18 protein-coding genes and 1 pseudogene are annotated in these 19,698 nt (G+C 65.2%); 10 read left to right on the plus strand and 9 right to left on the minus strand.

Features of this window, described 5'->3' with window-relative positions:
* Nucleotides 1-2 precede the first annotated feature (2 nt).
* The 8 genes from QCE58_RS20285 to QCE58_RS20320 all read right to left on the minus strand — a co-directional run bounded on the left by QCE58_RS20285 (nt 3) and on the right by QCE58_RS20320 (nt 8,781).
* The gene (locus QCE58_RS20285; RefSeq protein ID WP_250521919.1) at nt 3-395 is read right to left on the minus strand and encodes a VOC family protein; all 393 of its coding nucleotides are present in this window, start codon (nt 393-395) and stop codon (nt 3-5) included.
* Nucleotides 392-1,342 carry a ketopantoate reductase family protein gene (locus QCE58_RS20290; protein ID WP_175980862.1) on the minus strand — a complete coding sequence of 317 codons (951 nt, stop codon included), beginning with the start codon at nt 1,340-1,342 and terminating at the stop codon, nt 392-394. The genes QCE58_RS20285 and QCE58_RS20290 overlap by 4 nt, the downstream gene beginning before the upstream one ends.
* Nucleotides 1,343-1,524: 182 nt before the next feature.
* Entirely contained in the window at nt 1,525-2,595 is a 1,071-nt protein-coding gene (locus QCE58_RS20295; protein WP_250521920.1) for an SDR family oxidoreductase, read from the minus strand.
* Between the two features lie 209 nt (nt 2,596-2,804).
* Nucleotides 2,805-3,713, minus strand: coding sequence for a PilZ domain-containing protein (locus QCE58_RS20300; RefSeq protein WP_250457424.1), 909 nt, complete (start codon nt 3,711-3,713; stop codon nt 2,805-2,807).
* Nucleotides 3,714-3,881: 168 nt separating this feature from the next.
* On the minus strand, nt 3,882-6,146 hold the full coding sequence (locus tag QCE58_RS20305; protein ID WP_250521921.1) for a xanthine dehydrogenase family protein molybdopterin-binding subunit: 2,265 nt from the start codon (nt 6,144-6,146) through the stop codon (nt 3,882-3,884).
* On the minus strand, nt 6,143-7,153 hold the full coding sequence (locus tag QCE58_RS20310) for a xanthine dehydrogenase family protein subunit M (RefSeq protein ID WP_250521922.1): 1,011 nt from the start codon (nt 7,151-7,153) through the stop codon (nt 6,143-6,145). The genes QCE58_RS20305 and QCE58_RS20310 overlap by 4 nt, the downstream gene beginning before the upstream one ends.
* Nucleotides 7,150-7,707 carry a (2Fe-2S)-binding protein gene (locus tag QCE58_RS20315; protein ID WP_250503221.1) on the minus strand — a complete coding sequence of 186 codons (558 nt, stop codon included), beginning with the start codon at nt 7,705-7,707 and terminating at the stop codon, nt 7,150-7,152. The genes QCE58_RS20310 and QCE58_RS20315 overlap by 4 nt, the downstream gene beginning before the upstream one ends.
* A gap of 174 nt (nt 7,708-7,881) precedes the next feature.
* A complete protein-coding gene (locus QCE58_RS20320; protein WP_250503222.1) occupies nt 7,882-8,781 on the minus strand; it encodes a LysR substrate-binding domain-containing protein in 900 nt (299 codons plus the stop codon).
* A gap of 176 nt (nt 8,782-8,957) precedes the next feature.
* Between QCE58_RS20320 and QCE58_RS20325 the strand changes: the two genes are divergently transcribed.
* The 10 genes and pseudogenes from QCE58_RS20325 to QCE58_RS20370 all read left to right on the plus strand — a co-directional run bounded on the left by QCE58_RS20325 (nt 8,958) and on the right by QCE58_RS20370 (nt 18,305).
* A complete protein-coding gene (locus QCE58_RS20325; protein ID WP_008348073.1) occupies nt 8,958-10,028 on the plus strand; it encodes an ABC transporter substrate-binding protein in 1,071 nt (356 codons plus the stop codon).
* 36 nt (nt 10,029-10,064) lie between these two features.
* A pseudogene (locus QCE58_RS20330) lies at nt 10,065-11,142 on the plus strand (ABC transporter ATP-binding protein).
* Nucleotides 11,129-12,001: an ABC transporter permease gene (locus QCE58_RS20335; protein ID WP_008348076.1), complete on the plus strand. Its 873-nt coding sequence runs from the start codon at nt 11,129-11,131 to the stop codon at nt 11,999-12,001. Before QCE58_RS20330 ends, QCE58_RS20335 begins: the two are co-directional and overlap by 14 nt.
* Nucleotides 12,002-12,017: 16 nt before the next feature.
* On the plus strand, nt 12,018-12,815 hold the full coding sequence (locus tag QCE58_RS20340) for an ABC transporter permease (protein WP_250521923.1): 798 nt from the start codon (nt 12,018-12,020) through the stop codon (nt 12,813-12,815).
* The gene (locus tag QCE58_RS20345) at nt 12,812-13,939 is read left to right on the plus strand and encodes an FAD-binding oxidoreductase (RefSeq protein WP_175980880.1); all 1,128 of its coding nucleotides are present in this window, start codon (nt 12,812-12,814) and stop codon (nt 13,937-13,939) included. Before QCE58_RS20340 ends, QCE58_RS20345 begins: the two co-directional genes overlap by 4 nt.
* Before the next feature lie 11 nt (nt 13,940-13,950).
* A complete protein-coding gene (locus tag QCE58_RS20350) occupies nt 13,951-14,319 on the plus strand; it encodes a (2Fe-2S)-binding protein (RefSeq protein ID WP_309780164.1) in 369 nt (122 codons plus the stop codon).
* Nucleotides 14,309-15,724, plus strand: coding sequence for an NAD(P)/FAD-dependent oxidoreductase (locus tag QCE58_RS20355; protein WP_008348083.1), 1,416 nt, complete (start codon nt 14,309-14,311; stop codon nt 15,722-15,724). The genes QCE58_RS20350 and QCE58_RS20355 overlap by 11 nt, the downstream gene beginning before the upstream one ends.
* Nucleotides 15,717-16,880 (plus strand): FAD-binding oxidoreductase, encoded by a 1,164-nt coding sequence (locus QCE58_RS20360; RefSeq protein WP_008348086.1) that lies wholly within the window; start codon nt 15,717-15,719, stop codon nt 16,878-16,880. Before QCE58_RS20355 ends, QCE58_RS20360 begins: the two co-directional genes overlap by 8 nt.
* Nucleotides 16,881-16,917: 37 nt before the next feature.
* A complete protein-coding gene (locus tag QCE58_RS20365; protein ID WP_008348087.1) occupies nt 16,918-17,271 on the plus strand; it encodes a RidA family protein in 354 nt (117 codons plus the stop codon).
* Nucleotides 17,272-17,396: 125 nt separating this feature from the next.
* On the plus strand, nt 17,397-18,305 hold the full coding sequence (locus tag QCE58_RS20370; protein ID WP_008348089.1) for a LysR family transcriptional regulator: 909 nt from the start codon (nt 17,397-17,399) through the stop codon (nt 18,303-18,305).
* A 15-nt stretch (nt 18,306-18,320) separates the two neighbouring features.
* On the opposite strand, the gene QCE58_RS20375 is transcribed toward QCE58_RS20370, so the two are convergent.
* On the minus strand, nt 18,321-19,697 hold the full coding sequence (locus QCE58_RS20375; RefSeq protein ID WP_008348091.1) for an MFS transporter: 1,377 nt from the start codon (nt 19,695-19,697) through the stop codon (nt 18,321-18,323).
* Nucleotide 19,698: the final 1 nt, after the last annotated feature.

A 19,698-nucleotide genomic window follows, 5' to 3' on the forward strand; every position in this document is an offset into this window, starting at 1 on the left:
GCTCACGCCTCCGCGCGTGGATTGATCGACAGCGCCTCCGCGACGCATGTGGCGGGTCTTGCCTGAATGAGTTCGACGGCGAGCCCGTCGGGCAGACGCAGCCAGTTGCGGCCCCGCGTCATCTCCGTGACGCCGAACGGCTGCGCGGCGGCGAGCGCGGCTTCGAGGTCCTCGCACATCACGCCCAGATGCGCGAGCCGGCCTTCGGGACCGTCGTAAGTCGGATCGCTGATGAACTGGAGTCCGCCGAGTGTCCAGTACTGACGCGGCTCGTCGCGCGGACCGTCCACTTCGCGCATGGTCATGCCGAGCACTTCTTCGAAGAAGCGAATGTGCCAGTGGATATCCTTCACCCAGATCGCGACGTGTTCGAGATAGGCTTTGGTTGCGCTCATGCCGCGCGCTCCTCATTCTGGCGGTCGGTCATGCCACGCTCGATGCCTTTTATGCACGCCACGAGCGTCGAATTCACCGGCGTCGGCACGCCGAGCCGTTCGCCCCATCGCACGACCGCGCCGTTGATGAAGTCGATTTCGGTGACGGACGACTTCTCCAGGCTTTGCAGCATGGAGGTCTTGAACGCGGCCGGCAGTCCTTCGGCGGCCATGTTCCAGGCGTCTTCCGCACGCGTGATGGAAAGTTCGATGCCGGCCGCCTTCGCCGCGGCCATCGCTTCCTCGATGGCGGCAAGCGAGGTCGCCTTCAGCACCGGTTCGCTGTAAAGCTGCCCATACGTCAAACGCGTGATGCCTGTGATGGCACCGGTCGCGACGTTGATCAGCAGCTTGTCCCACATCGTGCCGAGGATGTTGTCGCTGACCGTGGTCGTGAGCCCCGCGCTGTTGAACGCTTCCGCCACGGCTTGGGCGCGAGGCGTCACGCGGCCGTCGAGTTCGCCGATGATGGTGATCTTTCCGGTCACGCCGGACTGGATGTGTCCCGGTGCGCGCAACACGCCACCGACGTAGGTCTTGCCCGCAAGCACGCGCTCGCGTCCGACGATATCGCTCAGCACGTCTTCGTGACCGAGGCCGTTCTGAAGGGACAGCACGAGCGTCTCGGGGCCGATGAGGTCGAGCGCGCCGCGCATCGCCGAATCGGTGTGGAAGGATTTGACCAGTACGATCACGACGTCCACCGGCCCGACGTCGGCGGGGTTCATCGTCGCGCGCACCTTGACGCGGCGCGTGCCGCGTTCGTCGTCGACTTGCAGGCCGTCGCGGGACATGGCCTCTACGTGCGCCGCGAACTTGTCGACGAGCCACGTCTCGTGACCCCCTTCGGTCAACGCGGCGCCGATGGCGCAGCCCAGCGCGCCCGCGCCCAGAAATGCGATCTTCATACATGTCTCCTCGAATGGAGACGAAGATACGATTCCGCGCACACTCTGGCAATGCAATGAATGCAATAGCGATATTGCCTATGGCAATTCAGATGTGGACTGAGCTATTCGGTAAGGGAAAGTACCAGGACGCTCGGTGCGGTTTTGTACCGGACGACGAGACGTCCGGCATATCGGACGCTTCAGCTGGGAATGATGCGAAGCGTCTTCAAACGATCGAATAGCGCAATGAAAGAGTCGGGCGTGCTTTGATAGTCGAGAAAGCCTGCCTTGCGGCTCTTGCTCATATCGGTGAGCACCTCCATGGGCCGCCCCAGATCGGCGTCCGTGTGCCACCAGGACGCGAGCTTGCCGATATCGGCTTCGGCAAGATGGTGGCGCGCGGCGATTTCACGCCACGCCTCGCCCGCATCCTGCATGCGATCTTCGAGCGGACGCATCGTGCCGTCGAATTCCACCGGCTCGATTCCGAAGTAATTCGCGACGAGCGACCACATCCACTTCCAGCGGAACACGTCGCCGTTGACCACGTTAAATGCTTCGTCGCGGGCGTTCGGTGAGGTCGCCGCCCATTCCAGATGACGCGCCAGCAGGCGGGCATCCGTCATGTCGGTAAGGCCGTTCCATTGGGCTGCGGACCCGGGAAATATGAACGGCGCGCCGCTCGCCTTGCAGAGCGTCGCGTACACCGCGAGTGTCACGCCCATGTTCATCGCATTACCGACCGCGAAGCCGATGACCGTATGCGGACGATGAACGCTCCAGCCGAAACCGAACTGCCTGGCGGCGTCGAACAGCCGATCCTCCTGCTCGTAGTAGAAATTATCGACATCCTGCCGCCCCTGCTCCTCGCGAAACGGCGTCAGCGGCACGCTGCCCTTCGCATAGGCTTCGAACGGCCCCAGATAGTGCTTGAGCCCTGTGACGAGCGCAGCGTGCTTCAGCGTGCCGGAAGGTCCGAGCGCCTCGAGTACATGACGAACCATCGCGCCGTTGACGCGGATATTTTCCTGCTCCGTCGCCTGTCGCGACCATGCCGTGAAAAACACATGCGTGAATTGCTTCCCGCTCAACGCGCGCTGCACCGATTCGGCCGATGTGAGATCCGCCGTAATCGATTCGACACCGTCACGCAAGGCGGAACGTCCGCGCGAGAGTCCGGTGATGTGCCAGTCGCCGGATGCGAGCAGATGGTCGGCCAGATTGCCGCCGACGATGCCGGTGGCTCCGATGATGAGTGCTCTTTTGTCCATGATGTGAATGGTTCGCCTTTCCAGGTACGTGCGCAGTGACGCGCGTTATCGATCGACATAGGGTCGACCGAAAAGCCCTGGATTGGTTTCATGCCGATGCGAACGAGCGGCAAGGCTCGTCGGCCGTTTCGGGCGACGCGCATCATTCATCGATGACCCAGGCGGCGCGATACGTCGATGTCGGCGGCGCTTCGCGATTCGGGTGGTGTTCAGCGCAACTGCGCGGCACTGCCCGTTGCGGCTTCGAACATGTGATGCCTCAGAAGCGCCATGGTATCCGCCTGTTGGCTGCTGAACTCGGCGCCTATCAGGACGCCGCCGTCGACGCGCCTGACATTGCGCGCGATGCAGTTGAACACGACCGCGTGAGACTTACCTCCGGCGCGCAGGCGCAGTCCTAACCGGAAGTGCTCGGCGACGTTGACGAGGGCGTCGGAGGCACGGAAGGCGACTCCGCCCAGACTCACGTTCGTGACCGAAATGTCGAACCCGGCGGCGATACAGTCGTTTCTAATGAGCCGTCCCGGCATCTCCGTCGAAACGCGCACATGGTTGCGCACGACCTGAGTCTTCACGGACTCGGGCCATGCGAGATAGATGACGCGTACCGGCGTCTCGCTTCGTCCGATCACGGTGCTGCGAAACTGATGGATGTGACGCCCTCTGAGCGCACTGCAAGCGACCTCGGCGCCGGTTTCGAACAACTCGTGTCCGTCCGTAGCGGTCACGAGCAGCGCGCGGCCGGTAATGGAACCAACGAAGTCGGTCTGACAACGCAGCGTTCCGCTTCCGTCGACCGTCACCTGGATGCTGTCCAGCGTCTTCGGCAGCATTCCAGTGTTCGCTATGGGCTCGTCGAGGATGGCCTCTCCCGATTCCTCTTCATGTCTGGCAGTCGAGATGAGTATTCCGGCTGGCCGGGGTGCGCTTTCGCTCGACGCACTCGTCACCGCATCCTCGCTGCGCAAGCCCCCGGCCGCCAGAATCCGGTCGCGCTGGCTCTCCGACTGAACCCGATATCCGCGCGCCAGAAGGAGCTTGCCGGCTGCGGAATACACGGCGAACGGAAGCGGCGTACCAATTTGCAGTTCGCGGGCGGTGATCTTGACGAGGGCCATGTCCGTTGCCCCGAAGACATCGCGGACCACCGCGGCGCTGGGACGCATCAGTTTTGGAAGCGCTAACTTAACGCTCGGCGCACCGGCCTGACGTGCGCCGTCGCACAATTGTCTGCAGAAAGCGGCTTCGCGGCGGTTTCTGCCATGCGAGGATCGCCGGCCTGCCAATCATGCGAAGACTGTCTCCAGCGTGATCGGCAAATCCCGTACGCGTTTGCCCGTCGCATGCCAGATCGCGTTGGCGACCGCCGCCGCGACGCCGACCACGCCGATCTCCCCCACGCCCTTCGCGCCGAGCGGATTCACGATGTCGTCATGCTCGTCGACGAAGAGCACATCTATGTCGTGAATGTCCGCGTTCACCGGTACGTGGTATTCGGACAGGTTGTGGTTCATCTGCCGGCCGAGCTCGTGGTCGAACTGCCCGTGCTCGTGCAACGCCATGCTGATGCCCCAAACCACGCCGCCCGATATCTGACTCGCCGCCGTCTTCGGATTGACGATGCGTCCTGCCGCCACCGCGCTGACCACGCGCGTCACGCGCACCGTGCCGAGCGCGGCATCGACGCGCGCTTCGACGAATACCGCCGAGTGCGTGGCAATGGAATACGACTGCTGCCTGTCGTGCGGCGTGACCGTTACCTGCGCGTCGATCGTGTCGAGGCCGGCGCGCGTCATCAGCTCCCGCAGCGACACGCGTTGCGCCTTGCCCTCGCCGCAAACGACGTATTCGCCGTCGAGTTGCATCGTGTCGGGCTGCGCGCGAGCGAACGCATCGCCGCCGTGTTCGGCCGCGAGCGCCGTCAGCTTCCCGCGCAGACGCGTACAGGCCGCGTGCACCGCGCTGCCGACCGATGACACTGTCCACGATCCGCCTTCGAGCGGCGCCTTCGGCAGACGGCTGTCGCCCAAACGAAAATCGACGTGCTCGAGCGGCACGCCGAGCGCATCGGCGGCGAGCTGCGTCATCACCGTGTAGGTGCCGGTGCCGATGTCCGCCGTGGCGCTCGCCACGACGACACGTCCGTCCGCCCCGATTTGCGCGAGCGCGGAAGCCTCGTTCTGCATCGCGTCCCAGATGCCCGTCGCCATGCCCCAGCCGACGAGCTCGTTACCCTCGCGCATCGAACGCGGCGCGAGCGGGCGCCTGTCCCAGCCGAAGCGCGCGGCGCCTTCTTCGAAGCACTGACGCAGCGCCTTGCTGGAGAACGGCAGGTTCTTGTTTCCGTCGCGCTCCGCGTAGTTGATGAGGCGCAACTTCAGCGGGTCCATGTCGAGCGCCTCGGCGAGCTCGTCCATCGCCATTTCGAGCGGAAAGAGGCCCTGCGCTGCGCCCGGCGCGCGCATGTCGGCGGGCGTCGGCACGTCGAGCTTGCTCACCTTGTAGTCCATCCGCACGTTGTCGCAGGCGTAGAGCTGTCCGGCCCAGTTCACCATGACATCGCAATAGTCCTCGTATTGCGAGGTTTCCGACACCGCCTCGTGGATGACCGCCTGCAGTTTGCCGTCGCGATTCGCGGCGAGCGCGACCCGTTGCAGGCTCATCGGCCGATGCGCGAAGGTGAACATCTGCTGCCGCGTCAGCACGAGGCGCACGGGCCGCTTCAGATCGCGCGCGGCCATGACGGCAAGCGGCAGATGATATTGCGGACGCAGCGCCGAGCCGAACGCGCCGCCGACGAACGGCGAGACGACTTCGAGCGCGTCGTCGTCGAAGCCGAAGAGCTTCGTCAGATACTGCTTCGTGTTGAGCACGCCCTGCGTCTTCTCGTACACGACGAACTTGCCGGAGGCTTCGGGAATCACCGTGCAGCCGTGCAATTCGATCGGGTTGTGATACTCGGCCGGCGTCGAATAGCGGCTGTCGATTTTCACGGCGGCTGCGGCAAGCGCGCCGTCGGCATCGCCGCGAGGCGGCGGCGGAGGCTCGAAGCCGCCCTTTTCGGTCGATGGCGGATAGCTCTCGGCTTCCACCTCGCGCAGATCCGTGCAGTGGCTGCTTCGCTCGTAGGTGACTTCGATCAGCGAAGCGGCATGACGCGCCAGTTCATGGCTTTCCGCGACGACGAGCGCGACCGGCCGGCCGCTGTACCAGATGCGGTCGTCCCAGAGCGGCCGAAACGGCATGCCGCCCGGCGCGGACTGGTCCTGCCACGCCGCGTCGCGCAGCGGCAGTTCGGGTCGGTTCTCGTGCGTGAGCACCATCAGCACGCCCGGCAATTCCAGCGCGCGCCGCGACTCGATCGACACGATGCGCCCGCTCGCGATGCGGCTCGGGAGCACGAAGCCGTAGGTCATTGCATCGGAAAAAAATTCGGCTGCGTAGCGGGCCTCGCCCGTCACCTTCTTCCTGCCGTCGACCCGGCTGACGGGCTTGCCGCTGACATGCGCGCCCCGTTCGGCGATGCGTTCCAGTTCGTTCGGAAAGTTCATGATGCGTCGTCCTCTCTGGCGGCGAGGCTGATCCCCGATGCCTGCTCGAAAGCGCGCTCGATGGCGCGCGCGGTCAGTTCGATCTTGAATGCGTTGCCGGGCAGGCCGCGCGCGTCGCGCATCATCGCGCTCGCGAAATCGCGCACCGTCGTAGCGTCGAGCGTCTTGCCCCGCAACGCGGCTTCGGCATCGCGATTGCGCCACGGCTTGTGCGCCACGCCGCCGAGCGCGCAGCGGACCGCTTCGATGCGCGTGCCGTCGAGCTTGAGCGCGAGCGCGACCGACACCAGCGCGAACGCGAACGACGCGCGGTCGCGTACCTTGACGTAGGCGTAGCGATCGGCGAAGCCCTCGGCGGGCAACGTGACAGCGACGATGATCTCGTCGTCGCGCAGGTTCGTATCGATATGCGGCGTATCGCCGGGAAGCCGGTGAAACGCGTCGAACGGCACGACGCGCTCGCCCTCGCCGCCTGTCACGCGCACGGAGGCGTCGAGCGCGGCGAGCGCCACGCACATATCGGACGGGTGAACGGCGATGCAATGCTCGCTCGCGCCGAGAATGGCATGAATGCGGTTGACGCCATTCATCGCGCCGCAGCCGCTGCCGGGCCGGCGCTTGTTGCATGGCGTGGCGGTGTCGTAGAAATAGTGACAACGCGTGCGCTGCAGGAGATTGCCGCCGACCGTCGCGACATTGCGAATCTGCGCCGAAGCGCCGGACAGAATCGCCTTCGACAGCAGCGGGTAGCGCGACTGGATGCGTTCGTCGTAGGCCACGGCGCTGTTCGTGGCGAGCGCGCCGATTTCGATGCCACCGTCCGCGCTCGGCTGGATCGCCGCTATCGGCAGGCGGCGGATATCGACGAGCCGCTCGGGACGCGCGACGCCTTCCTTGATGAGATCGACGAGATTGGTGCCGCCCGCGAGAAACGGCGCCGACGGTGCGCGGTGCGCTTCGAGCGCTGCGGACACATCGTTCGCGCGCGTGTAGGAGAACCGGTTCATGAGTGCGTCTCCCCGTTCTCGACGGCGGTCTCATCGACGCCGTTCGCGCTCGATACTTGCAGAATCGCCTGCACGATGTTCGGATACGCGCCGCATCGACAGATGTTTCCGCTCATCGCCTCGCGCACTTCCGCGGCGTCGTGTGCATGTCCTTCCGCGAGCATGCCAACCGCCGAGCAGATCTGGCCCGGCGTACAGTAGCCGCACTGGAACGCGTCACAGTCGATGAACGCCTGCTGCATCGGATGCAGCGTGTCGCCGCTCGCGAGCCCTTCGATTGTCGTGATTTCCGCGCCGTCGTATGAAACGGCGATCGCGAGACACGTATTGATGCGCTGGCCATCGACGAGCGCGGTGCAAGCGCCACACTGCCCGTGGTCGCAGCCCTTTTTCGTGCCGGTGAGCTGGCACCGCTCGCGCAGAAGATCGAGCAGCGTCGTCCACGGCTCGATGTCGAAGGTCTGCGTCCCGCCGTTGATCGAGAGCGTACAGGCGACGCGCTGCGCATGCGGCGCGCCCACGTCCAGGGCCGTCGCAGTCGGTGTGGTGTTCATGGAATCTCCTTTCTGGAATGCTGATTGCCAGCATGCCGCGTGCCGCGGAGCCAAACGCCGTCACGGCGTGGCCGACAGTGCAAGACCCCGTATCGAGATTCTTGCGAAAGGCGACCGCGTACTTCGTGAAAGGATTGCGGTGAATACGCCGAGCCGATGAGCACCGTTCGACGGCTAGACGATCCCATCGAGCAGTTCGTCGTGCAGCTCGCGCAGGACCTCCACGAACGCGGATGCAAGCCGCTCACGCGGCCGATGCGGCGGAAACAGCAGATACGTCGGAAAGCGCGTGACCGGCTGAAACGGCCGGATCACGATGTCGGGTCCGACGAAGTCTCGCGCCACGATCGGATGCGCGAGCGTCACGCCCATGCCGTGCCGAACCATCTCGCAGCACATGGCCGTGTATTGCGCCTCGATGGCCAGCACGCGCTGCACTCCCGCGCGCTGAAAGACTTCATCCATCACGGCGCGCGTGCCATCGCCGTGACAGAGCGAGATGAACGATTCGCCTTCGAGATCCTTCGGCCGAATGTTGCGCTTCGCCGCGAGCCGATGATTCGCCGGCATCACACACACGGCGGCCACGTTCGATAACTGCTCGACCTGGCAATCGGACGCTTCGCTCACATACACCGCGACCCCGAGATCGCAAAAGCGCGATGCCGTCCAGTGATTCACCGTCCCCGACGTATTGACATGCAGCGAGACCGTCACGTCGGGAAACAGCGCATGAAATCGCTTGATCGCATGGGGCACGAGCGTCATGCCGGCCGATGGCATCGCCGCGATGCGCAACCGCCCGCTGCCGAGATTGCGGATCTGCGCCGCCGCATTCGCGAGACCCTGCAAGCCGACGAACGCGCGCTCCACTTCACGAAAGAACGCGGTGCCTTCGCTGGTCGGAATCAGACGCACGCCGCTGCGCTGGAAAAGCTGCAAACCGGTGTCGCGTTCGAGTTGCGAAATGAGCCGGCTGACGTTCGGCTGCGATGTGAAGAGTGCCTTGGCCGCGGCCGTCATCGACCCGGAAACCATGACCGCGCGAAACGCCTCGATGTGCTTCAGGTTCATGCGCGCTTTCCCTTAAGTAGTCACCATGACACGATGAAATGTATATCAACCATGTATAGGTAGGTATTTTATTTGTATTGGACGATATGAATTGACAGCGCGACACTCGATCCGTCGATGGGCCAGATGTCTTCCAAATCCCACCCGCCCACGCCCCCGCAATGGAGATCCTCGTCATGAAAAAAGCGTTGCATCGCCGTCCGTCCGCCCTTCCCGCACGTCGCGTCATCGCCGCTCTCGCGTTCTCGGCGGCCGTTGCCGCGCCGATGCTCGCGCAGGCCGACACGACGCTGTACGTCGCCAATGTCGGCGGTTCGAACGAACAGTTGTATCGGCAGAAAATCATTCCGGCGTTCGAGAAGGCGCACAACGTGAAGGTCGTCTATGTGGCGGGCAATTCGAGCGACACGCTCGCGAAGTTGCAGGCGCAAAAGGGCCATCAGCAGATCAATGTCGCGGTGATGGACGACGGCCCGATGTATCAGGCCATGCAGATGAACCTGTGCGCGAAGCTCGACGACGCGCCCATCATGAACGACGTGTATCCGCTCGCGAAACTCGGCCCGACGGCGATCGGCGTCGGCATGGTGGCGACGGGCATCGGCTATAACGAGGAAGCGTTCAAGAAGGCCGGCCTGCCGCCGCCGGACTCGTGGAAAGTGCTCACCGATGCGCGCATCAAGGGCAAGCTCGGCGTTCCGCCGATCACCAACACTTACGGCCTGCATACCCTCGTGATGCTCGCGCGTCTCTCGGGCGGCGGCGAGAAGAACATCGACCCCGGCTTCACGGCGATGACCAAGCAAGTCGCGCCCAACGTGCTCTCGTGGGCCCCGACGCCCGGCGAAATGGATGGCCAGATGCAATCCGGCGACGTGATTCTCGCGCCCTACGGCAGCGGTCGCGCGGTCGCGTTGCAGAACACCGGGTTTCCGCTCAAGTTCGTCTATCCGAAGGAAGGCGCGGTCGCGCTGCAAGTGGCGGCGTGCGTGCTCGCGGAAAACGCGCAGCCCAAGCTGTCGCAGGAATTCGTTCAATACTTGCTGACGCCCGAAGTGCAACTGCTGCAAGCGCAGAACATCGGTCTCGGGCCGGTCAACAAGACCGTGAAGCTCGCGCCGGAAGTCGCCGCGCGCGTGCCTTACGGTCCCGAGCAGGTGTCGAAGCTCACCGCCGTCGACTGGGCGACGATCAACCAGCATCGCACGGAATGGACGGAACGCTGGAACCGTTCGGTCGAGCGCTAAAGCCGCGCATCCGCATCTGTCGAAGGAGTCACGCGCATGGCATTCCTGACGCTTCAGGGCATCTCCAAACGCTACGGCGATTTCACGGCGATCGAACATGTCGATCTGTCCGTCGAACGCGGCGAATTTCTCTCGCTGCTCGGTCCGTCCGGCTGCGGCAAGACCACGACACTGCAGATGGTCGCGGGCTTCGTCACGCCGACGAGCGGCCGCATCCTGCTCGATGGCCGCGACATCACCAACGAGCGCCCGGAGAAGCGCGGCATCGGCGTGGTGTTTCAAAGCTACGCGCTGTTTCCTCACATGACGGTGGCGGGCAACGTCGGCTTCGGGCTGGAGATGCGCAAGGTGAAGCGCCGCGAGCGCGAAGAGCGCATCGAGGAGGCGCTCGCTCTGGTGCGGCTCAAGGGCCTCGGGCATCGCTATCCGAAGGAACTGTCGGGCGGGCAGCGGCAGCGCGTGGCGATTGCGCGCGCCATCGCCATGCAGCCGGAACTGTTGCTGCTCGACGAACCGATGTCCAATCTGGACGCGAAGCTGCGCGAGGAAATGCACATCGAATTGCGCGCGATCCAGAAGCGTCTCGGCATCACGACGATCCTCGTCACGCACGATCAGGTCGAAGCGATGACCATGAGCGACCGCATCGCGGTGATGCATGGCGGCAAGATCGCGCAACTCTCCACGCCCTACGATGCGTACGAGCGTCCGGCGACGCCCTTCGCTTCGACCTTTCTCGGCCGCACGAATGCGTTCGCGGGCGAAGTGCTGCAGCGCAATCCGTTGCGCGGTCGTGAACGTCGCCGGGACGGAACTGCATGTGCCGCACGAAGGCCGTCACGTCGATGGCGCGGTGAATGTCTATATTCGCCCGGAGAAAGTGCATCTCGCCAACGGCGATGCGCGCATCAGAGGACGTATCGCGACGCGTGTGTTCATCGGCAATCAATGGCTGCTCGAAGTGGAGACGGCGCTCGGCAAGTTGCGCATCGCGCAGCCGAACCACGGCGCGCCGCCGCCGCAAGAAGGCGACGAAGTGGGTCTCGACTGGACCGACGACGACCTGCGCGTGCTCACGCAAGACGGCAAGGAGACGCTGCATGGCCACGCTTGACGACGCTCGCCCCGGCGCTGCGCCGTGGCTCTTGTCCGGCCCCGCGCTGCTGCTGTTCACCGGCCTGCTGCTGGTGCCCTTGATCCTCACGCTCGTCCTCTCCTTCCGCGTTTTCAGCGATACTGCCGGCATCACCAGCGCGTTCACGCTGTCGAACTATTGGGAAGTCGTGAGCGACCCGTACTACGGCACGATCTTTCTGCGCACGGCGGGCCTCGCAACGGGCGTGACGCTCCTGTCGATCGTACTCGGCGTGCCGGAGACGATCATCCTCGCGCGCATGAAGAAGCCGTGGCAATCGCTGTGTCTGCTGATCGTGCTCGGGCCGCTGCTGATTTCGGTCGTCGTGCGCACGCTCGGCTGGCAGATTCTGCTCGGCAACAACGGCGTGCTCAATAACGTGCTGCAAGCCCTGCATATCACCGAGGAACCCATCCGCCTCGTCTTCACGATGACCGGCATGATCATCGCGCTGACGCACGTGCTGGTGCCGTTCATGGTGATGTCCGTCTGGGCCAACATGCAGAAGCTCGACCCGCAAGTGGAATGGGCGGGCCGCTCGCTCGGCGGATCGCCGCTCAAGGTGTTTCGCCGCGTGGTGCTGCCGCAGATCATGCCGGGCGTGCTGTCGGGATCGATCATCGTCTTCGCGCTGTCGGCGTCGGCGTTCGCCACGCCCGCGCTCATTGGCGGACGGCGGCTCAAGGTGGTCGCGACCGCCGCCTACGACGAGTTTCTCGGCACGCTGAACTGGCCGCTCGGCGCGAGCATCGCCGTGTTGCTGCTGATCGCGAACGTGGCCATCGTGATGGGATGCAGCCGTCTCGCCGAGCGCCGCTTCAAGCACATTTTCGACTGACCGCGAGGACACGCACATGAAGCAGAACGGCCCGATCGCGCTCGTATTCAATGCGCTTTTCCTGACTTTCATTCTCGCGCCGCTCGTCGTGGTGATGCTCGTCTCGTTCACCGACAAGGGCTTCATTTCGATGCCCTTCGACGGCGCATCGTTGCGCTGGTTCCACGCGATCATCGAGAACGGCGACATCGTGTCGGCGTTCTGGCTGTCGATCAAGCTCGCGTTCGCGGCGGCGACCATCGGCGTACTGCTCGCCGTGCCGGCCGCGCTGGCGATCGCGCGTTACCGCTTTCCCGGCCGCGCCGCGCTCACGAGCTTCTTCCTCTCGCCGATGATGATTCCCGCCGTCGTGCTCGGCATCGCGTTCCTGCGCTTCCTGTCGATGCTGAACCTGTCGGGATCGTTCTGGTCGCTCGTGTGCGCGCATGTGGTGATCGTACTGCCGTATGCGCTGCGGCTCGCGCTCTCGTCGGCGGTCGGCCTGGACCGCGATGCCGAACGCGCGGCGCTGTCCTGTGGCGCGAGCCGCTTCACCGCGTTTCGCCGCGTCGTGTTGCCGATGATCCGCACCGGCGTCGCGGGCGGCTGGGTGCTGTCCTTCATCCAGAGCTTCGACGAACTGACGATGACGATTTTCGTCGCCACGCCCGGCACCACGACGCTGCCGGTCGCCATGTACAACCAGATCGCGCAGACGATCGATCCGCTGGTCGCGAGCGTCTCGGCGGTGCTGATCGTCGGCACGGTGCTCCTGATGATTCTGCTCGACCGCATGGTCGGACTCGACCGTATTCTGATCGGAGAAGCCCGATGACTTCTGCTAGTCCCGACGTACTCGTTCTCGGCGGCGGCCTCGTCGGATCCGCCGTCGCCTATGGTCTCGCCCGCGAAGGCGCGCGCGTGACCGTGCTCGATGAAGACGACGGCGGCTTGCGTGCCTCGCGCGGCAACTTCGGCCTCGTGTGGATTCAGGGCAAGGGCTACGGCCTGTCGCCGTATGCGCGCTGGTCGCGTTCGTCCGCGGTGCGCTGGCCTGCGCTCGCGGAGTCGCTTCACGCCGAATCGGGCGTCGATGTGGCGCTGCGCCAGCCCGGCGGCTTCCACTTCTGCTTCAACGACGCCGAACTCGCCGACCGCGAAAAGCGCCTTTCGACGCTGCAAGCCGAACTCGGCGATTACCCGTATCAGATCCTCACCGGCGCCGAAGTGCGCGAGCGCATTCCGCAAGTCGGGCCGAAGGTGATCGGCGCGAGCTATACGCCGATGGACGGCCATGTGAATCCGCTGAAACTGCTGCGCGGCCTTCATACGTCGATGCAGACGCGCGGCGTGCGCCTCGTTTCCGGCGAGCGCGCCGAGCGCATCGTGCCCGAAGCGAACGGCTTCGTCGTGCAGGGCAAGCGCGGCACGTATCGCGCGGGACGCGTGGTGCTGGCGGCGGGTCTCGGCAATCGCACGCTCGCGCCGTTCGTCGGGCTGAATGCGCCGGTCGCGCCCAATCGCGGACAAGTGCTGGTAAGCGAGCGCGTCGCGCCGTTCCTGCACTATCCGACGCTCAACGTGCGTCAGACCGACGAAGGCAGCCTGCAATTCGGCGATTCGATGGAAGAAGTGGGCTTCGACGATTTCACGACCACGCCCGTCCTCGCCGATATCGCCCGGCGTGCGGTGCGCGCCTTCCCGCTGCTGGAGCATGTGCGCCTCGTCCGCATGTGGGCCGCGTTGCGCGTCTACAGCCCCGACGGCTTTCCCGTCTATGACCAGTCGGAGCGGCATCCCGGCGCGTTCGTCGTGACCTGCCACAGCGGCGTGACGCTCGCCGCCGCGCACGCCATGCGCATCGCCCCGTGGATTCTCGGCGCACCGGTTCCCGACGAACTGCCCACCTTCTCCGCGCGCCGCTTCGAGCACGCCAAAGAACTCATCTCCGCACATTGAGCACGCACGACATGACTTCATCGACACCTACGCTTTTCAAGCCGCTGCCGGGCGCGGACGGCGCGAGCATCGACATCTTCTTCAACGACCGGGCGCTGACCGTGCAAGGCGGACGCTCCGTCGCGGCGGCTTTGCTCGCGGCGGGCGTGTCGCGGTTTCGCGCGACGCCGGTTTCGGGCGCACCTCGCGCGCCTTACTGCATGATGGGCGCGTGCTTCGAATGCCTCGTCGAGATCGACGGCGTGCCGAGCCGCCAGAGCTGCATGGTCGAAGTGAAAGCCGGCATGCGCATCCGGTCGCAGGAAAGCGCGCGCGATCTGCCCCCTTCGATCGGCACCGATACCGCCGACGCATCGCTGGAGAACGCACATGGCCGCTGAACTCGTTTCGTCGCATGCCGAAGCCGTCGATGTCGTCGTGATCGGCGCCGGTCCCGCGGGCATGAGCGCCGCGACGCGTGCCGCGCGCGCGGGCCTCAAGACCGTGTTGATCGACGAACAGGACGCCGCCGGCGGACAGATCTATCGCGGCATCGGCCGGGCGGACGCGCGCCGCAAGGAGATTCTCGGTCCCGATTACGCGGCGGGCGGCGCGATCGCCCAGGCGTTCGCGGCATCGGGCGCGCGGCATCTGACGGGCGCGACCGTGTGGCAGGTCACGCGCGAGCGCGGCATCAACTATCTGAAGGACGGCAGGATCGGCAGCTTCGACGCCCAGCGCGTGATTCTCGCGAGCGGCGCGATGGAGCGGCCTTTCCCGATTCCCGGCTGGACGCTGCCCGGCGTGCTGACGGCGGGCGCCGCGCAAATCCTGCTCAAGAGCGCGGGCGAAGTGCCTGCCGCGCCGCCGATTCTCGCGGGATGCGGACCGCTTCTCTATCTGCTCGGCTGGCAGTACATCCGCGCGGGCGTGCCGATTCGCGCGCTCGTCGACACGACGCGCCACGAAGACCGCTGGCGCGCGAAGCGTCACATGCTGTCGGCCTTGCGCGCGTGGCCGTATCTCAGCAAAGGACTGCAGTTGATGCGCACGCTGCGCGAAGCGGGCGTGCCGATGTTCGAGGCCGCCGACGACCTGCGCGTCGAATCGCGCACCGGCGCCGACGGCGTGGAGCATGCGAGCGCGCTCGGCTTCACGACGCAGGGCGCGGCGCACCGCATCGAAGCGGACGTGATTCTGCTGCATCAGGGCGTCGTGCCGAATACGCAGTTCACGCAGGCGTTGCGCGCGACGCATCGCTGGGATAACGCGCAACTCTGCTTCACGCCGAAGACCGACGCATGGGGCGAGCTCGACGTGCCCGGCATCTTCGTCGCGGGTGACGGCGCGGGGATCGGCGGCGCGCAGGCGGCGGCCTTGCAGGGCGCGCTCGCGGGCGTCGCGGTGGCGGCGCAGCTCGGCGCGATCGATACCCGCAAGCGCGACCTCGAAGCGATGGCGCTCAGGCGCGATCTCGCGGGCGCCCTGCGCATCCGTCCGTTCCTCGATTCGCTGTATCGTCCGCGCGATGTGAACCGCATTCCGAAGAACGAAACCATCGTCTGCCGATGCGAGGAAGTCACCGCGGGCGAGTTGCGCAAGTTCGTCGAGCTGGGCTGCGTCGGGCCGAACCAGGCGAAGTCGTTCGGGCGCTGCGGCATGGGACCGTGCCAGGGCCGCATGTGCGGGCTGACGGTGACGGAAGTCATCGCGGATGCGCGGCGCGTGTCGCCTGCCGAGGTCGGCTATTACCGCATTCGGCCGCCGATCAAACCGCTCACGCTCGGAGAACTCGCCGGTGAATGAAATCAGCGAAGCCGATGTGATCGTCGTCGGCGGCGGTCTGCACGGCACCAGCAGCGCGTTGCATCTGGCGAAGCGCGGCGTGAAAGTCATCGTGCTCGAAGCGGATTACGTGGCGCGTCATTCGTCGGGCGTCAACGCGGGCGGCGTGCGCACGCTCGGGCGTCCGCTGCCCGAAATTCCGCTCGCGCTGATGTCGCGCGAAATATGGCACGGCATGACCGATCTGCTGGGCGAGGATGGCGGCTTCGTGCCGTCGGGGCAACTGAAGATCGCGGAAACGGAAGCCGAGCTCGAAACCTGCCGCGAACGCGTCGCGCTTTTGGCGTCGCATGGCTTCACGCACGAGAAGATCATCGATCGCGAAACCGTGCTCGAACTGGAACCGGCGCTCGCGAGGCACGTGACCGGCGGCATCTGGGTCGAGCGCGATGGCTACGCGTTGCCGTACCGCACGACGACTGCCTTCAGGCTCGCGGCGCAACGTCTGGGCGTGCGCTTTCTGGAAGGCACGCCGGTGAGACGCATCGAACAGCGCGGCGAGCGATGGTTCGCGCAGACGCCGCGCGGCACGTTCGGCGCGCAGAAGATGCTCATCGCGTCGGGCGCGTGGTCCGGCGAGTTGTCGAAGCAGGCGGGCGAGCCGGTGCCCGTGCATCCCGAAGGCCTGATGCTGATGGTCACGCACCGGGTCGCGCCCTTCTGCCGCGCGACGCTCGGCGCGACGGGCCGTCCGCTGTCCTTCAAGCAATTCGACAACGGCACGGTCGTGATCGGCGGCAAGCTGATCGGCATCGCGGAACTGGCGAACCGTCACGGCGAAGTCGATTTCATGCGCCTCGTGAAAAGCGCGCAGACGGTCACGGATCTTTTTCCGCATCTGCGTCATCTCGGCGTGAATCGCGCGTGGGCGGGCGTCGAAGCATTTACCGAAGATGAACTGCCGGTGATTTCGGCAAGCCGCACGGCGTCGAATTTGTACTACTCGTTCGGCTATTGCGGCAGCGGCTTTCAGCTCGGGCCGGGCTGCGGCAAGCTCGTCTCCGAACTCATGCTCGACGGCGAGCCGTCGCTGTCGCTCGATGCATTCGCCATCGACCGTTTCCATGCGCGCGCCACGTCGGCAGCCGCCGATGCGTTGCCGCTCGTCACGCACTGATCCGTATTCCCAAACCCTTTCGTAAGGAGAACAAGTAATGAGCGATATCGTTCGCATCGACACCAATCAGCGCATGAGCCGCGTCGTGAAGGCGGCGGGACTCGTGTTCATCGGCGGGCAGACGTCCGCGGATCAGACGCCCGATATCAAGCTGCAGACGGCAAAGGTGCTCGAAAAGATCGATGGCTTCCTGGACAAGGCGGGCATCGACAAGACCCGTCTCGTGTCGGCGCAGGTGTGGCTGTCGGATATCGCGCGTGATTTCGCGGGCATGAACGAAGTGTGGGATGCGTGGGTTCCCGAAGGCTGCGCGCCGACGCGTGCGACCGTGGAAGCGAAGCTCGCGTCGCCTGCGTTGCTGGTGGAGATCGCCGTCATCGCGATGAGCTGACGGCGGCCGGGGCGGTCTCGTTGCAGGCAACCGGCGACTCGATTCTCCGGTTGGCGACGCGACGCCGCCCCCTGAAAGACGGCGCGCGGTACTATGTTCACGGACCGTCCCGCACACCCCGTCTCATGGAACTGAAGCAGATTCAGTACTTCATCGCGCTTTTCGAGGAAGGCACCGTCACGCGTGCCGCAAAGCGGCTGAACATTGCGCAGCCGGCGCTCAGCATGCAGGTCGCCAAACTCGAATCCGAGATCCGGCAGAAGCTCTTCGAGCGCGGGCCGCACGGCATGGCGCCCACCGAAGCCGCACGATTGATGTACCGCCTCTACACGCCGATCCTGCGCGACATCGACCACGCAAGGGAGCACCTGAGCCGTCGCGATGTCATCGTGACGGGCCGCGTGTCGCTTGGGATGGTCTCGTCGGAAGCGCAGAGCGTATTGCCCGAATCGCTCGCCCGCTTCGATGCGCTTTTCCCGCAAGTCGAAGTATCCGTCGCCGATGGCTTCAGCGCGCAACTGATCGACGCCGTCGAATCGGGCCGGCTCGATGCGGCCATCATCAACAAGCCGCGCGGACGCCTGATGCTGGACGTCAAGCCGTTGCTCGTCGAAGAAATGGTGCTGGTGACGAGCGCGCTGCACGGCCCCGAGCTTCCCGGCACGATCGATCTGACCGGGCAGCCGGACATCGAGCTCGTGTTGCCTACGCGGCGCAACGGTCTGCGCGGCGCGCTCGATGCCGCCCTGATGGCGGCCGATGTCGTCATCCAGCCGAAGTTCGAGATCGATCTGCTGAGTACCATCGTGCAGTTCGTCGAGCAGAGCAGCGTCGCGACGATCCTGCCGCGCGTCGTGGTGCAGGCGCAAGCGGACGAAGGCCGCTTGCGCATACGCACGATCTCGGCGCCGCCCATCGTGCGCCACATCATTCAGGTGACGCATCCGAAGCGGCCGATCGGGCCGGCCGCCGAGGCATTGATCGCGATCATCGCCGAGGAGATCGGACGCGTGACGACGCGCGCGCCGGAATGACGCGCGCCGTGAAGGTCACGAAGGACTGCCCGCGTTGCCGTTCTCGAGCTTGCCGAGCGTCTCCGGCACCACGAACGCGCCGACGAGAAAGATCACGCTGATCGCGCCGACGAAAATCGCGAGCGTCGACGGCAACTGGCTCGCATCCTTCGCGACGAGCGAGACGAAGGTCGGCATCATCCCGCCGATCGCGAAGCCGATGTTCCACGAGAGGCCCGTTCCGGTCGCGCGAATCGCGGTCGGAAAGCGCTCGTTCAGGAAGATCAGTATGGGCGCGTAACCGGCGCTGCCGAGCGCGGACAACAACACCGCATAGACGCCGATCATCGTGATGCTTTCTGCCGTCGGCAACAGCAGAAAGAGGCCGGGCAAGGCGACGAGCCGGATGATGCCGATCCAGATGAACGCGCCCTTGCGCCCGATGAACGTGCTGAGATGCCCCGCCAAAACCGATGCGATCACCACCGCCACGCTGCAGATCATCAGGATCGCGGCGGCCGCCCCGTTCGGCGCGTGGCTCACGACCTTGAGGAACGTCGGCAGATAGCCCGACGTGAGGTAGTAGCCGCTGCCGCCGCCGATGGTCAGCAGGAGATTCACGAACAACACGCCGCGGTACTCGCGCGAGAACAGCGTGCGGATCGGCGAGCGCACGACTTCGGCCTTTGCGCGCTCGGTATTCGCCGCGGCCTTCGCAGCTTTTTCGGCGGCGAGCTTCTTCCACAGCGGCGACTCTTCGAGACTGTTGAAGACGAAGAGACCGAGCACCGAACTCACGATCCCGGTGAAGAACATGCAGCGCCAGCCCCACACGTCGAAGGCATCGCCGGGAAAGAGCGCGGACATCGCGAGAAAGGTGAGCGATGCCAGAAGCGCGCCGAGTCCCGCGCCGCCGCCGCCGATCAGCCCCGACACCGCGCCGCGATATTTCGGCGCGACCGATTCGGTGCCGATCGTATGCGTCGACGCCACCACGCCGCCGACGAACACGCCCTGCACGAGACGCAGCAGCAGGAAGAGGATCGGCGCGACGATGCCGGCCTGCGCGACCGTCGGCAGCGCGCCGAAAGCCGCAGTGGACAACCCGACGCCGACGACCGCGAAGATCATGGCGCCCTTGCGGCCGCGACGATCCGCATACGAGCCGAAGAGCGCGGAGCCGAGCGGACGCATCAGCAGCGTCACCGCGAATGAAGCGTAGACCGCCGCGAGCGAGAGCATCGCGTGTTCGGACGGGAAGAACAGACGCCCGACAACCGGCGCCACATACAACAACACGAACAAGTCGAACAGATCGAGGGCCCAGCCGATGCACGACGCCATCACTGCACCCATGATCTGCCGCTGATTTGCCGGAAGCACGGCGGCTCCGTCTTGCGCTGCTACGGACATG

The organism is Caballeronia sp. LZ028 (assembly GCF_031451415.1).
Lineage (GTDB): Bacteria > Pseudomonadota > Gammaproteobacteria > Burkholderiales > Burkholderiaceae > Caballeronia > Caballeronia zhejiangensis.